The sequence below is a fragment of the Actinomadura atramentaria DSM 43919 genome (genome assembly GCF_000381885.1).
In the GTDB taxonomy this organism is placed as follows: Bacteria; Actinomycetota; Actinomycetes; order Streptosporangiales; family Streptosporangiaceae; genus Spirillospora; species Spirillospora atramentaria.
On the sequence record NZ_KB907213.1, the window covers coordinates 94,732 to 107,807 of the forward strand.

General features: G+C 72.0%; 14 protein-coding genes. 4 read left to right on the forward strand and 10 right to left on the reverse strand.

Annotated elements, in window-relative coordinates; genetic code table 11:
* Positions 1-99 precede the first annotated feature (99 nt).
* Entirely contained in the window at positions 100-633 is a 534-nt protein-coding gene (locus G339_RS0115930; protein ID WP_019632079.1) for a ferritin-like domain-containing protein, read from the reverse strand.
* A 78-nt stretch (positions 634-711) separates the two neighbouring features.
* On the reverse strand, positions 712-2,586 hold the full coding sequence (locus tag G339_RS0115935; RefSeq protein ID WP_026341493.1) for a CASTOR/POLLUX-related putative ion channel: 1,875 nt from the start codon (positions 2,584-2,586) through the stop codon (positions 712-714).
* A 261-nt stretch (positions 2,587-2,847) separates the two neighbouring features.
* Between G339_RS0115935 and G339_RS0115940 the strand changes: the two genes are divergently transcribed.
* Together G339_RS0115940 and G339_RS40875 are read left to right on the forward strand one after the other, a co-directional pair.
* Complete coding sequence (locus G339_RS0115940; protein WP_019632081.1) at positions 2,848-3,252, forward strand: ATP-binding protein; 405 nt, start codon at positions 2,848-2,850, stop codon at positions 3,250-3,252.
* A 62-nt stretch (positions 3,253-3,314) separates the two neighbouring features.
* Positions 3,315-3,446, forward strand: a complete 132-nt coding sequence (locus G339_RS40875; protein WP_019632082.1) for a hypothetical protein — start codon at positions 3,315-3,317, stop codon at positions 3,444-3,446.
* Between the two features lie 142 nt (positions 3,447-3,588).
* Here G339_RS40875 and G339_RS0115950 read toward each other — a convergent pair whose 3' ends face one another.
* From G339_RS0115950 to G339_RS0115975, 6 genes are all read right to left on the reverse strand, one after another.
* Positions 3,589-4,272, reverse strand: coding sequence for a choice-of-anchor P family protein (locus tag G339_RS0115950; RefSeq protein ID WP_019632083.1), 684 nt, complete (start codon positions 4,270-4,272; stop codon positions 3,589-3,591).
* 50 nt (positions 4,273-4,322) lie between these two features.
* Positions 4,323-5,129: a L,D-transpeptidase gene (locus tag G339_RS0115955; protein WP_019632084.1), complete on the reverse strand. Its 807-nt coding sequence runs from the start codon at positions 5,127-5,129 to the stop codon at positions 4,323-4,325.
* Positions 5,130-5,396: 267 nt separating this feature from the next.
* A complete protein-coding gene (locus tag G339_RS0115960) occupies positions 5,397-5,852 on the reverse strand; it encodes a MarR family transcriptional regulator (RefSeq protein ID WP_019632085.1) in 456 nt (151 codons plus the stop codon).
* Positions 5,853-5,968: 116 nt separating this feature from the next.
* Positions 5,969-6,418 carry a response regulator gene (locus tag G339_RS0115965; protein WP_019632086.1) on the reverse strand — a complete coding sequence of 150 codons (450 nt, stop codon included), beginning with the start codon at positions 6,416-6,418 and terminating at the stop codon, positions 5,969-5,971.
* On the reverse strand, positions 6,411-8,045 hold the full coding sequence (locus tag G339_RS0115970; RefSeq protein ID WP_019632087.1) for a sensor histidine kinase: 1,635 nt from the start codon (positions 8,043-8,045) through the stop codon (positions 6,411-6,413). Before G339_RS0115970 ends, G339_RS0115965 begins: the two co-directional genes overlap by 8 nt.
* The gene (locus tag G339_RS0115975) at positions 8,042-9,247 is read right to left on the reverse strand and encodes a PP2C family protein-serine/threonine phosphatase (RefSeq protein WP_019632088.1); all 1,206 of its coding nucleotides are present in this window, start codon (positions 9,245-9,247) and stop codon (positions 8,042-8,044) included. Before G339_RS0115975 ends, G339_RS0115970 begins: the two co-directional genes overlap by 4 nt.
* A 145-nt stretch (positions 9,248-9,392) precedes the next feature.
* On the opposite strand from G339_RS0115975, the gene G339_RS0115980 reads away from it, so the two are divergent.
* A complete protein-coding gene (locus G339_RS0115980; protein ID WP_019632089.1) occupies positions 9,393-9,791 on the forward strand; it encodes an STAS domain-containing protein in 399 nt (132 codons plus the stop codon).
* A 294-nt stretch (positions 9,792-10,085) separates the two neighbouring features.
* Here G339_RS0115980 and G339_RS0115985 read toward each other — a convergent pair whose 3' ends face one another.
* Together G339_RS0115985 and G339_RS0115990 are read right to left on the reverse strand one after the other, a co-directional pair.
* Positions 10,086-10,658 (reverse strand): NUDIX hydrolase, encoded by a 573-nt coding sequence (locus G339_RS0115985; RefSeq protein WP_051107866.1) that lies wholly within the window; start codon positions 10,656-10,658, stop codon positions 10,086-10,088.
* A gap of 52 nt (positions 10,659-10,710) precedes the next feature.
* Entirely contained in the window at positions 10,711-12,030 is a 1,320-nt protein-coding gene (locus G339_RS0115990) for an NsdA family TPR-like regulatory protein (protein ID WP_019632091.1), read from the reverse strand.
* A 640-nt stretch (positions 12,031-12,670) separates the two neighbouring features.
* Here G339_RS0115990 and G339_RS0116000 point away from each other — a divergent pair.
* Positions 12,671-12,994 carry a hypothetical protein gene (locus G339_RS0116000; RefSeq protein WP_019632093.1) on the forward strand — a complete coding sequence of 108 codons (324 nt, stop codon included), beginning with the start codon at positions 12,671-12,673 and terminating at the stop codon, positions 12,992-12,994.
* Positions 12,995-13,076: the final 82 nt, after the last annotated feature.

Here is a 13,076-nt window from a genome sequence, read left to right on the forward strand (position 1 = left end):
TCGGTCCGGTTACCCGGCGCGACCGGGCGCGTAACGGGGGCCCGCCTTGACGCGCCGGTGGCGTCGCCGTGACGGACGGCCCGCGCCGCGCCGCCCGGGTCAGATCCCGAGCAGGTCCACCAGGTCGTCCGCGTGGTCCTCCTCCTCTTCGAGGATGGACTCCATGAGGCGGCGGGTCGTGGGGTCGCCGTCGCCGAGCCAGCGGATGATCTCCTGGTAGGTGGAGATGACGATCCGCTCGGCCTCCAGGTTGTCGCGGAGCATCTGGTTCAGGTCGCCGTCCAGCGGCGTCGTGTAGTCGGTGTGCGAGCGGTCGGTCAGCTTGGCGGGGTCGAACGCGGGCTCGCCGCCGAGCTGGTTGACGCGGTCCGCGGCGCGCAGCGCGTGGTCCAGCTCCTCCTTGGCGTGGTCGGTGAACTGCGCCGAGACCTGGGCGCGGTCGATGCCGGACGCGGAGATCGCGTGCCGCGTGTAGCGGAGCCAGCAGACGACCTCGGTCGCGACGACGTCGTTGAGGACGCCGATGACGCGGTCGCTGTCCTTGCCGTACGTCTCGGTGATCGGCCCGTCCTGCATCTTCTGGCGGACCTCGTTGCGGATGCGCGTCACGTCGATGACGAAGTTGTCGGACATGGGGCCTCCAGGCTCAGTTCATGATCATCGGTGGCCCGTTCATTCCCCGTCCGGGGCAAAACCGCCGCCTGGCGACGATCAGTCTTCGGCCAGGACGATGACCGTGTCCTCCGCGCTCAACTCCAGCGGCGCGCGCTTGTCCGGATTCAGGACGACGCCGTAGTCCGGCGGCTCGTGGAACCGGTCGTGCAGCCGGTACCCGAGCGCCGTCTCCGATCTGCGGCGCGCGGCCTCGATCACCGTCGCGAAGTTCGCCGTCGCGCCCGGCCGCAGGTAGTCCGACGCGGGTTTCAGGTACAGCTCCGAGCCCTCCGGGTCGAGCAGGTCGGTGAACACGTCGTGCAGGTGGCGGTTCTCGCTGAGCTGGGTCAGCATCAGACTGATCAGCTTGTCGCTGACGACGAAGTCGTCGGCCTTGGTCACCTGCGCGACCTCGCGGTTCGCGTCGTCGTTGATCTCGCTGACGATCGAGTACGGGTCGCCCGCGACGCGCTCGATGTCGCGCAGGTGCAGCAGCGTGACGAGCGTCCGCGCGTCGGCGTGCTGCGGGTCCAGGCCCGCGTCGCCGAGGACGATGACGCGCCGGAACGACAGGACGTCCAGTTCCTCCAGCCGCGTCCGGTCCGTCGGATCGCAGTGCTCGAAGCCGACCGACAGGTTCGCCAGCGGAGCCAGGCCGCCGCGCGGGTCGTCGCAGCGCGCCGCGATGACCAGTTCCGAGCCGGGCTCCACGAACGAATCCAGCAGCTCCACGATCTTCGCGCCGCGGCCGTTCCAGCCCGCGAGCAGCGTCCGCTCCGGCGCGCGGGGCGTCGGCGCGGCCGTGGTGACCGCGTCCTCCACGACGGGGACGGGGTCGTCGGCGAGCCTGATCAGCAGATCGTCCTCGGCCAGGATGATCACCTCGTCCCCGGCCTCGACGACCCGGTCCGGCGGCGGATTCACCAGCACCTCGCCCTCAGCCGTCCGCACGCCGACCGGGATGCCCAGCTCGTACGCGCCGAGCGCCGCCCCGTACGTCATGCCCGTCAGCGACGGCTCGGGCCGCATGTAGAACTCGTGGCCCTCGTAGTTGAGCAGGTCCGTGCAGACGGTCGACAGGCCCGACTGCCGGTGCGACTGGACGATGAGCTGGATCGCGATGTCGTCCGCGTCGATCACCTGCGCGGCCGGGCCGCCCGCGAGCCGCGCGGCGGGCAGGTTCGCCGACCGGTGGACGGCCGCGACGACGTGCGGGCGGCGGCCCTCCCACGCCCGCGCGCCGAGCGACAGCAGCACCTTGATGACGTGGTTGTCGGCCTCCGGACCGGGCGGCGACAGCACGATGATCGAACGGGCCGTGCCCGGGCTGACGAGTTCGAGGTCCGCGACCTTCAGCGGGTTGCCGCGCCGGCACACCACGCGCGTCCGGCCGGTGTCGCCCACCCGCGACCGGATCGCCTCCTCCATGTCCACCTTGTCCTGGTCGGCGAGGATCGCTATGCAGGACCGGCCCTGCCCCTTGTTCGCCTCCGCCAGCTCCGCGACGACCGTGAACACCTGCTCCGACCAGCCCAGCACCAGCGTGTGGCCGCGCTCCACGATCACCGACCGGCCCTTGCGCAGCTCGGTGATCTTGCCTTCGAGGCCGGTGGTCAGCACACCGATCAGGGCGCTGACGATGAAGATGCCGCCGATCGTCGCCGTCAGCATCAGCGCCAGGTACGGGCCCGAGCCCTCGTCGCCGCCCATCGTGCCGGGATCGAGCGTGCGCAGCAGGCTGCGCCACAGCAGGCCGTTCCAGTGGCCGTTCTCGTCGGAGTCGTGCGGGGTGAACACCGCCGCGAGCGTCGCGACGACGAGGATCAGCACCCCGGACGCCAGGGCGAGCCAGCCGATGAGGGCGGGGGTGCCCTTGGCCATCGTCCCGTCGAACCAGTAGCGCAGCCGATCCCGCCGCCTGACCCGTGCCACCCCGGCCACCCGCCCCGTCTTGTCGTGGTTTCGCCCGTCCCGCCGGACAGACAACCACGGATCGCGAAGGCGGCGCACCCGCGGCGCGGCCGAATGGGCGGGCGCGGGCGGGGAAGGGGGTGAAAGGTTTTGGTTCTCGGTCAAAGCGGAGATGGACCACTGGCGTCCCCGCAGCCGCAGGGGAGTTTCGGCGTCCCGCGCGTTTCCACCGGCCCAGCCGGGGCAGTCTGCCATTGTCGAGGGAAACGGAGGCGATCCGGTATGAAGGTCGTGATCGAGATGACCCTGCCCCGGGACGCCGGGAGCGCTCCGCTGGCCCGGCACACGCTCGACGCCTCCCTGCGCGGGCTCGGCGTCGGTCCCGACGCCCGGGCCGACATCGCGCTCGCGCTGAGCGAGGCGTGCGCCAACGTGATCCAGCACGCGCACGCCAGCCAGCAGTACGAGGTCCGCGCCCGGATGGACGGCATCCGCTGCGTGGTCGACGTCATCGACGGGGGCGACCGGGTGGACCGCGCGTCGTGGGAACGCGCCGACGCCGCGCCGCACGCGGAGAACGGGCGCGGGCTCCAGCTCATCCGCGCCTGCACCGAACAACTGCACATTTCCGACCGAATGCACGCGGACGGGTCCGTGGTGCATTTCGAGAAATCGCTGGTCGAGTGAATTCGGGCGGCGGCTCGCTACCCGGGCCGCAGGACTTCCGCGTGCGACCCGCGGGAGAAGTCGTGGAATTCAGCGCCGCCCACCGCCATTACGGCGACCACACCGTCGTGTCCCTCTCCGGGGACGCGGACGTCACCACCGGTGAACGGCTCCGGGAATCGCTTCTCGGGCTCGCCGCGGACGAGACCGTCTGACCAAAACCGGCCGGGCCGCGCGAACGCGGCCCGGCCGGTCTGTGGTTCGGCCACGGCGCGAGCGCGGCGGATCGCGAAGCGATGCCGCGCTCGCACCAGGTCAGGCGAAGCCGCGAGCGGCTTGGCCTGATCTGCGATCAACTCAGCCGGTGACCGGGAGGTCGCCGCGGACCGGGTGCGGCTTCGGCGCGGCGGAGTGCGGGGGCGTCACCGGCTTGGCCGGGAGCTTCCCGCAGGTCGCGGACGAGACCAGGATCGTCTGCGCCTTCCCGCCGCCGAGCGGGACGCGGACCGCGAGCGCCGTCACGCGCAGCCGTCCGTCGCCGAGCCGCTCCTGCTTGTTGATGACGACCGAGCCGTCGCCGAGCCCGTCCACGTGGAACGGCACGGTGGTGTTCGGCGGCGGGCTGACGTCGAGGTGCTTCCCGGCGACGACGGCGTTCGCGACGTGCGAGACGCCCCGCCCGTCGCGGCAGGTCGCGCTGACGGCCTGCGCGAACAGGCCCGCGGTCGGGACCTTGAGCGTCGCGACGTCGGAGTGCGCGTAGCCCTTGGCGGCCTTGACGTTGAGCACCCCGGCGTCCACGACCTTGAGGTTCTCCCGCAGCAGGCTGCGCGAGACGGTGTCGCTGAGCGACTGGGCGACGGGCAGCGGCGGCAGCGCCACCGGCCCGGTCGCGGTGAGCCCGAACGCCGAGCTGCCGGGAGCGGGCGCGGGGGCGGGGGCGGGGGCGGCGGCGAGCGCGGGGGCCGTGGCGGTCGCGCCGAACGCGGCGGCGACGAGGCCGATCTGGACGGCGCGGCGCGCGGCCTTGAACGAGGACATGCGTCAGTCACTCCACTTCGAGGAACGTTGGTACGGGCCGACCCGGGGGGTCAGCCGGAGACGAGGACGACGGTTCCGAGGGGGACGCGGGACAGCTCGCGCAGCGCCGCGTCCGGCACCCGGACGCATCCGTGGGAGACGGCCTTGCCGAAGACCGAGGCGTCCGGCCAGCCGTGGAAGGCGACCGTGCCCGGCCCGCCGCCGAAGGAGTCGAGCGAGGCCGAGTGCGTGCCGAGCGGGATGACCAGCGGGCTCGGCGTCTTCTTGGCCGGGGCGAGCTGGGCCAGCACGAACGTGCGGCCGGCCGGCGTCGGGGTCTTGTCCGCGCCGACGGCCACCTTCCACGTTCCGACGCCCTTGCCGGACTTCTCCAGCGTGAGGGTGCGCCGGGCCGTGTCGACCTTGACCGTGTAGGGCGAGTGCGCGACGGTCAGCCCGTCGCCGCCGGAGATCCACCCGCTGGCCTGGTTGGGCCGGCTGGGCAGCAGGACGCGCAGCCAGTCGCCGGAGCGGTCGACGACCGGAACCCAGGTCGGGCCGCCCAGCTCCTGAACGGGGAGCGTGGCGACGGGGTGCCCGCCCGGGCCGTCGTAGACGGTGCGGGGCGCGGTCGGGTGGACCACCGTGCCGTCTCCGGCGTCCGTCGCCCCAGTGTCCCGGGGCATCTGGGCGATCTTCGCGAACGTGGTCGTCTCGGGCACCTTCCCCGTCGGGGCGGGCGCCGCGGTCGAGGGACCGCCGCCCGCGGCGGCGCCCTTCTCGCCGGAGCCCCCGCACCCCCCGAGGGCCAGGGCCAGGACGGCCGCGGGCAGCAGGGCGGCCGCGCGGGCGCGCGGACGGGTGCGGTTCTGGTTCATGGGAAGGCCCCCTCCGGGAGGCGTGATGTCCGTCCCGATAAAGATCTCGGGAGAAACATTTACGGTCGCCATCTCGCGGGGATGCTAGCGGGGACGGATGCGCGCGTGTTCGGACTTCCGGTGAATCCGGGCCGACTTTTCCGCGCGCGCGCCGATAAGTGTCCGATAAGCCCGGCTATTTCCGTAATGGCGGACGAGTTTCGCCTAGGCGGACATAGCGTGGCACATTGCGGCGCAAGGCCGAGGATTTGCGGTGAATAGTCGGATTCAGCGGGGGCGGCGGGCGGCACTCCCGGCCGCCGCGGCGAATTCCATCAGGCCCCAGAGGAGTGCCTGCCGGGCCGGAACCGACATCTCCGCCAGCACCCGGCCGAGCTCCTCGTACCGCCGGGCCCGCACCCGGTCCAGCAGCCGCCGGCCCTCCGCCGACAGCCGCAGCGTCACCTCGCGCCCGTCCCGGCCCGCGTCGCGCAGCAGCAGGCCCGACGCCTCCAGCCGGTCGCACAGGCGGCTCGCCGACGACGCCAGCGCGCCCAGCCCGGCCGCGAGCCCGCTGACGTTCACCGGACCGCGCTCCACGATGAACAGCGCGCGCAACTGGGTGGGGGGAACGGGCACGTCCGGGCCCGCGTGGGCGCGGGCGACGGCCTCCAGCAGCGCGTCCGCCGCAGCGTCGAGGGCCGTCGCGGTCTCCTGCGGGTCCTGACCGAGGGGAGCGACCATGCGTCCCACTGTTACACACGTCGTCGGGCGCGGGCATCCCGCATTCGGCGGGCGGACCACGGGAAACGGCCGTGCCGCCGCCCCCGGGACGGGGACGGCGGCACGGCGGACGCGGCTCAGCGCGGCAGTTTCACGACCGTCACGAAGAAGTCGTCGATCTGCCGGACGACCTGGATGAACCGGTCGAAGTCCACCGGCTTGGTGACGTACGCGTTGGCGTGCAGGTCGTAGCTGCGCAGGATGTCCTCGTCCGCCTCGGACGTCGTCAGCACCACGACCGGGATGCTGCGCAGGTCGCGGTCGGCCTTGATCTCCTCCAGCACCGCCCGGCCGTCCTTGCGGGGCAGGTTGAGGTCGAGCAGGATCAGGTCCGGGCGCGGGGCCTTCTCGTGCTCCTCCTCGCGGCGCAGGAAGCGCATCGCCTGCTCGCCGTCGTTGACGACGTGGAGGTTGTTGCGCAGCTTGTTGTGCTCGAACGCCTCCGTCGTCAGCAGCACGTCGCCCGGGTCGTCCTCGACGAGCAGCACCGCGATGGCGCGCGCGTCGGGCAGCGGGTCGTCATTCATCGGCGTTCTCCTTCTCGGCGGGCAGCGTCCAGCGTATGACGGTGCCGGGGGTGTCCCGTTCGGTCTCGGTGTCGAGCCAGATCCGGCCGCCGTGGTACTCGACGATCTTCTTGCACAGCGCCAGGCCGATGCCCGTCCCGGAGTACTCCTCGCGCGGGTGCAGGCGCTGGAAGATCAGGAAGATCCGGTCGGAGTGGTGCGGCTCGACGCCGATGCCGTTGTCCGCGCAGGCGAACTCCCAGTCGTCGCCGTCGCGGCGGACGGTGATCTCCACGACGGGCGCGGCGTCCGGCCGCCGGAACTTGATCGCGTTCCCGATGAGGTTCTGGAAGAGCTGCCCGAACTGCGTCCGGTCGCCGCGCACGGACGGCAGGTCCGCGACCGTCACCTCCGCGCCGGTCTCCTCGCGGAGCGTCGCGAGGTTGCCGAGGGCCTGCTCGGCGATGTCGTTGAGGTCGACGGCGTCCTCGGTCCGCGACAGCCGTCCGACGCGGGAGAAGCCGAGCAGGTCGTTGATCAGCGCCTGCATCCGCTTCGCGCCGTCCACGGCGAACTCGATGTACTGGCGGCCGCGGTCGTCGAGCTGGTCGCCGTAGCGGCGCTCGATCATCTGGCAGAAGCTCGCGACCTTGCGCAGCGGCTCCTGGAGGTCGTGGCTGGCGACGTAGGCGAACTGCTCCAGCTCCGAGTTGGAGCGGCGCAGCTCGGCGGTCTGCGCGTCCAGGAGCTGGCGGGCGCTGGCGGTGCGCTGCCACTCCTGGAGGATGCGGTGGCGCATCGCGTCGATGATCCGGGCGAGCTCGGCGATCTCGACGGGGCGGGAGACGTCCAGCGGGTGCGTCAGGTCGCCCTGCGCGACGGCCTGGACCTTGCGGCTCAGCTCCGACACCGGGCGCAGGACCGTCCGCCGGATCAGGACGGCCAGCGCGACCGCGATGACCAGGATGATCGCGAGCGCCCCGGCGACCGACCACGTCGCGGTGTCGGCGCGGTCCTGGAGCGTGCGGACGGTGCGCGCGTGCAGGGACGTGAGGTTCGCCTGCATCCGCGCGATGTCGGCGCGGACGCCCGCGAACCGGGCGCGGCCGTCGCGTTCCAGGTCGGCGGGGACGCCCTTGCCGGGGGACAGCCGGTCGGCGAACGCGGTGCGCCAGCCCGCCGCGCCACCGGTGACGCGGGCGAGGCTGTCCAGGGTGGCTTCCGCGCCGGGGACGCCGCGCAGCAGCGTCCGCATGCGGTCCGCGGCGGCCTTCTCGTCGCGGACGGCGTCCCGGTAGTCGGCGAGCGGCTGGGCGCCGCCGCGCGTCGCGCTGTCGCGGACCAGCGTGTCCTGGCGGGCGATCGAGCCGCTGAGCTGGAACATCTGGAGCGTCGCCGGGTCCACCCGGTCGATGAGGGTGTTGCGCGCGCCGATGTTGCCGCCGAGCGCGAGCGCCGCGACGGCGATGGCGCCGACGAGCAGCAGCGCGAGCAGCGCCGACCCGACGCGGTAGAGCTGGGACAGCCGCAGCTTGTCCAGGCCGCGCGGGGCCGGGCCCTGGCGGGGCTCGACGAAGGAGGGCGGGCCGAGGATCTCCTCCAGGGCTTCGAGGTCCTCGTCGGCGGGGGTGGCCTGGTCGGTGGTCATCGCATCTCCCCTCGGCTCAGCAGGAGCAGCGCGAGGTCGTCGGACAGGACGTCGCCGTTGCGGCGCTCGGCCTCGCCGATCAGGCCGTCCAGCAGGGCGCGGCCGCGGTCGCCGCGGGTGTGGGCGGCGGCGGCCAGCTCCAGGAGGCCGTCCAGGTCGAGGCGCTCGCCGTCGTCGTTGCCGGAGTAGCCCTCGATGAGGCCGTCCGTGTAGAGCATCAGCGACCAGTGCTCGCCGAGGTCGACGTGCGCGACGGGCCAGTCGAGGCCGGGCAGCAGGCCGAGGGCGGGGCCGCAGTGCTCGTCGGGCAGGGCGCGGACGCCGTCCGGGGTGAACAGCAGCGGGCGGGGGTGGCCGGCGCGCCAGACGCGCAGGGAGCGCCGGTCGGGGTCGAGGGCGAACATGCAGAGCGTGGTGAAGATCTCGTCGCTCCACCGCTCGTGGCACAGGACGGTGTCGAGCGTCCGCAGCAGCGGGGAGCCGGTGTGGCCCGCCAGGACGAGCGTCCGCCAGGCCATGCGGAGGCGGACGCCCAGGGACGCCTCGTCCGCGCCGTGGCCGCTGACGTCGCCGATGACGCCGTGGACGGTGCCGTCCTCGACCTGGACGGTGTCGTAGAAGTCGCCGCCGAGCAGCGCCCGGTCGCGGCCGGGGCGGTAGCGGGCGTCGTGGCCGATCGCGGGGTCCGCGAGGATCGGGACGGGCAGCAGGCCGCGCTCCAGGCGCGCGTTCTCGCGGCCGAGGATGCGGGCCTCGACGAGCTGGCGCTCGGACTCGTCGGCGCGCTTGCGCTCGATCGCGTAGCGGATGGCGCGGCTGAGCAGCGGGCCGTCGACGTCCTGTTTGACCAGGTAGTCCTGGGCGCCCGCGCCGACCGCGGCGACGCCGACGTGGGCGTCGGCGAGGCCGGTGAGGACGAGGACGGCGGTGTAGGGCGTCGCCTTGAGGACCTGGCGCAGGACGTCGAGGCCGGCGGCGTCCGGCAGCGACAGGTCGACGATGACGCACTGGATGCCGGGGGTCAGCGAGCGGAGCGCCTCGCCGAGGGTGCGGGCGACGGTGATCTCGACGTCCGGTTCGGACTCGCTGATCAGCTCCTCGAAGAGGAACGCGTCGGCGGCGTCGTCTTCGATGAGGAGGAGGCGCAGCCGAGTGTCGGTCTCCAGGAGACCGCCCGGCCCGCTGTGTGCGACGGCGGACACGGCATGGCTCCCTTCTCTACGCGCCCGGGGGTGACGGCGAGAGTCCCGGTCTGCTTGTCATCGGGCAAATGTTAAGCCAGGAGACCGGTTACCTGGAGTCACTCCGGGAAGTAAACCCGACCTGAGCGGAGGGAGACCACCGGAGATGGCGCTGAGTGTGCCGCCCGCGCGGCGGGGAACCGTCCACGCCGCCGAATCCTGGCAGATTGTTCGTATTCGGGGCGAACTTGACTGTACTCGGGCGGACCTACTGCGTGCGCTGGTCGACGCGGCCCTGGACCCGGCGCGCGATCCGGGCGCCTCCCCGGGCTCCGGCCCGGGCTTCCACGCCGCGCGCCGCCCCTGCTCCGGCGGCCCGCCCCGCCTGGCCCTCGACCTCGCCGACGTGCCGTTCTGCGACTCCTACGGCCTCTCCGCCCTCGTCTACGCCGCCAAGCGGGTGCGGGCGGCGGGCGGCTCCCTCCGCGTCGAGGCCGCCTCCCGCCAGGTCCGCTCCCTGATCCGCCGCTGCGGCCTCGACTGCCTTCTCCCCCTCCCGGACTGACCCCGAGGCGACAACCCCAATACCCACCGCAACAAAACCCTCCACCGCCCGCCGTACGGGGGTGACGCGAACGCCACCCGCGCGGGGAGAAGGGGAGAACTCGTCCGCGCCGATCGCGAGAGCTTGTACCGCAATGCCCCTGCGCGGGGACGACGGCAGGGCGCAGCCGAACGGCGTGCGCGGCAGTGGTCCATCCCCGCGTGCGCGGGGATGGACGGGCAGCGCACGGCGTGGAACGCCTCAAGCGCGGTGTGCTCCCACGTGCGCGGGGAGCGTGCTGTCGGCTTGAGGCGATCAGCCGTTCGCCGGGGGACCATCCCCGCGTGCGCGGGGAGGGGCGGCGGGCTCGGTGGAATGGGTGTAGAGGACGGCGGCGAGGCTTGTTCCGCTCATCAAGTGTCCGGCGGCGATGAGGCGGTGGACGTCGTCGAGCGGGACCCATTCCACACGTGAGGACTCCCAGTCCTCGGTGGGCTCTCCGATGAACTCCGCCCCGTCCGCGCGGAAGATGTGGTGCCTGCTGTCGCTGATGCCTGGTGTGGGGGTAACGGTGAGCAACAGGCGTAGGGGGCCGGGCCGCCAGCCGGTCTCGGCCTCGGCCTCGCGCGCAGCGGCTTCGGCCGGGGTTTCGCCGTCCTCGATGCGGCCGATCGGGATCTCCCAGCCCCAGGCGTCGGTGATGAAGCGGTGCCGCCAGATCATCAGGACGCGCCGCGCGTCGTCCACGGCGACGACTCCGGCACCAGGTGGCGTTCGGATGAGCCGGTGATCCAGCGCGCGGCCCTTGCCGATGTCGACGTGCGCCGTCCGGATGTCCAGCCACGGGTCGGTGTAGAGCTTTTCTTCGGACTGGACGGTCCAGCGCACGCGCACTCCCGAAGGGTCGGCTACGGAACTTACTGGCCACGGTATCGGGGTGTTACATCAGGACGTCGAGATGTTGCGCGGCGCGTGCGCGTAGGTCTCGAACGGCCCGGGTGTCGTATCTCGACAGCGCGTCAACGAGATCGCGGACACGCTCGGCGATCCGGCCGGACTCCATGCCGGCGGCACGGTCGAGCATCTGCTCTCCGACTGCCGCCGCGTGCTCGGCCTCGCCGCGCTGAGCGAGAATGTGCGCGAACGTCGCGAGCCGGTGAGCCTGGCCCCGGGTGTGGACGTCATCGGGTCTGAGCGCCTGCTCCGCGTGCTCTTGCGCGGCGCGGAGATCTCCAAGGCGGCGTAGGGCTTCAGCGTGCTGGGCAGCCACCAAGCCGGGCTGAACGTATCCGGTCTCGGGAGGCTCGTTTTCCGGGCGGATCTCAATACGGTGCGACCGTGCCATGTGTCGGTGGCATCCGGCGGTGTCGCCCATCCGGGCATATGCCTTGGCCTGAAGCGCGTGTAGATCGACGACGAGTGCCGGGGACAGGTGGCCGCGCGCTCCACGCAGAGCGGTCTCGGCGTACTGAACCACTTGCCGGTAGGTACCCCGGTACATTGCCTGGTTGGCGAGCAGCGCGACGACGTATCCGCCGAACGCCCTTGAGCCTGACGCCTTCGCCAATCGAAGAGCGTGCAGTAGATACCGCTGCGCGACCGGCTGCTGATCGGCGTCGTAGGACGCGATGCCCGCCAGCGCGACGAGCCCGCCCACGGCACGGAACAGCTCGCGGCCGGTCGCGTCGTCGTACGTACCGCGTACGAGCGGTGCGACCTGCCGATGAAGGTAGGCGACCACGCGAGGCCTGACAGGAACGCCGCCAACGCGTCGGTACATCTGCTCGTAGCGTTCCCGGGCAGCGTGGATTCTCCGGACCTCGGCGGCACCGACGCGGAACGTGCCACGGTGGGAAACGTCCGTGTCATCGGGTGGGTTCTCCCAATCGAAAACCGGCGCGACGGCGGCGGGCCCTCTGAGCAGCTTCGTACGGCCGACGATGTCGGTCCGTTGATCGTCACCGCGCCACAGAGCCGTCGCGCGTGACAGCGCCGATTCGAGCGATGCGTCTGCCGATCCGGCCGCTGCTCGGTCCATGCCGATACTCGCGAGAGTGAGAACTCGTCCGAGGCGTTCGCCGAGGATTTCGCAGATCAGGTCCGGTCCGTCACCTCGGGGAATCGCGCTGTTCCGGACCCAGCGCGCCACGGACGTGTGGTCGTAGCGCGTCGCGCGGCCGCTGTTCATGCGGCTTGCCAGTCCGGCGTACGACATCCGAGCCTCGCCGAGAAGAGCGTCGAGCAGCAGATTCGGTTCCACAACGCACCCCTGTTCATCTCGCGCACGCGCAGTGTAGGAGCATCGTCACCGTAAGCGACAGACTCTCGGCTCAATTGCTTCACACCCCGTGTGAACGCTGTCCCTCGCAGAGAGCGGTTCACGCCTGTTGGTGACGACATCGCTGCCGACACGCTTGCCGCATGCGGACGTGGCGCACTGGCTGCGGCGCTCGCAAGAAACGCAGGCGGCCTTGCTCGGGCGTGGAGACGCCAGAGGTTTCGGGGCCTCGATCGGCTGTGGAGGTTCGACTCGTGGAGAGAGCGGAGGGCCCGTCCGAGAGGGCCGTCAGGATTGCCGGCGATCCTGTCGTGCGCGGGGTCGTCGGGGAACTGGAGAGGTACGGGGTTCGGCGGGGGGTGCGGGTGTCCGCTTGGTATGGCGGGGCGACCGGGCGGTGGTGGGCCCTGGTCGGGGAGGGGCTGGTCGAGGCCGGGAATCCCGCTGCGCTTCGTGCGGGTGTCGAGGGGTTCGTCGACGAGGTCGTGGCTCGGCGGGCTGGGGTGGCTCGGGGTTCGAGGCCGCCGCGTGGGCGTTATCGGCGGTCGCCTGTTCCGGTGGGTCCTCGCCGGGCGCTCGTGTTCGGGGCGGTCGTGTGAGTGCGTCGTTGCTGCCTGGGGCTATGGCGTTGGGGGACGTCGTTTCCTATCTGGCTGAACGGGCCGAGTGCGGGCGGTTCTCGTTGCATGCGCGGGCGCGGCCGGTGGTGGCGTGGCGGGCGGCGCGGCGGGATGTGCCGATCGAGGTCGTGACCGGGTACACGTGCCCGGTGTGTTCACCGTGCTGGTTCGTGCGCGGGGAGTTGGGCGGCACGGCCGTGGTGTGGAACGTCGAGAGATATGCGGGTGGCGCGACGGTGATGTTCTGCTTCCGCGAGCGTGAGGCGGGGGAGGTGGACCGGCTGTGGCGGCGCATCTGCGGTGGGGCTCAAGCGGGGGTGCGCTGAGTCTGGCGCGGGGAGGGAATTGGCGGTGGCGCGGAATCGGGGCGGATGAGCGGGATGCTGGTGATGATCTTTGCCGGGTGGG

Bases quoted from the DNA above. Each gene is read 5' to 3' on its own strand.
- G339_RS0115960 (WP_019632085.1), bottom strand. From the start codon at position 5,852: ATGGTCGCTCCCCTCGGTCAGGACCCGCAGGAGACCGCGACGGCCCTC.
- G339_RS0115980 (WP_019632089.1), top strand. From the start codon at position 9,393: ATGGCGCTGAGTGTGCCGCCCGCGCGGCGGGGAACCGTCCACGCCGCC.
- G339_RS0115970 (WP_019632087.1), bottom strand. From the start codon at position 8,045: ATGACCACCGACCAGGCCACCCCCGCCGACGAGGACCTCGAAGCCCTG.
- G339_RS0115950 (WP_019632083.1), bottom strand. From the start codon at position 4,272: ATGTCCTCGTTCAAGGCCGCGCGCCGCGCCGTCCAGATCGGCCTCGTC.
- G339_RS0115930 (WP_019632079.1), bottom strand. From the start codon at position 633: ATGTCCGACAACTTCGTCATCGACGTGACGCGCATCCGCAACGAGGTC.
- G339_RS0115955 (WP_019632084.1), bottom strand. From the start codon at position 5,129: ATGAACCAGAACCGCACCCGTCCGCGCGCCCGCGCGGCCGCCCTGCTG.
- G339_RS0116000 (WP_019632093.1), top strand. From the start codon at position 12,671: ATGGCGTTGGGGGACGTCGTTTCCTATCTGGCTGAACGGGCCGAGTGC.
- G339_RS0115940 (WP_019632081.1), top strand. From the start codon at position 2,848: ATGAAGGTCGTGATCGAGATGACCCTGCCCCGGGACGCCGGGAGCGCT.
- G339_RS0115965 (WP_019632086.1), bottom strand. From the start codon at position 6,418: ATGAATGACGACCCGCTGCCCGACGCGCGCGCCATCGCGGTGCTGCTC.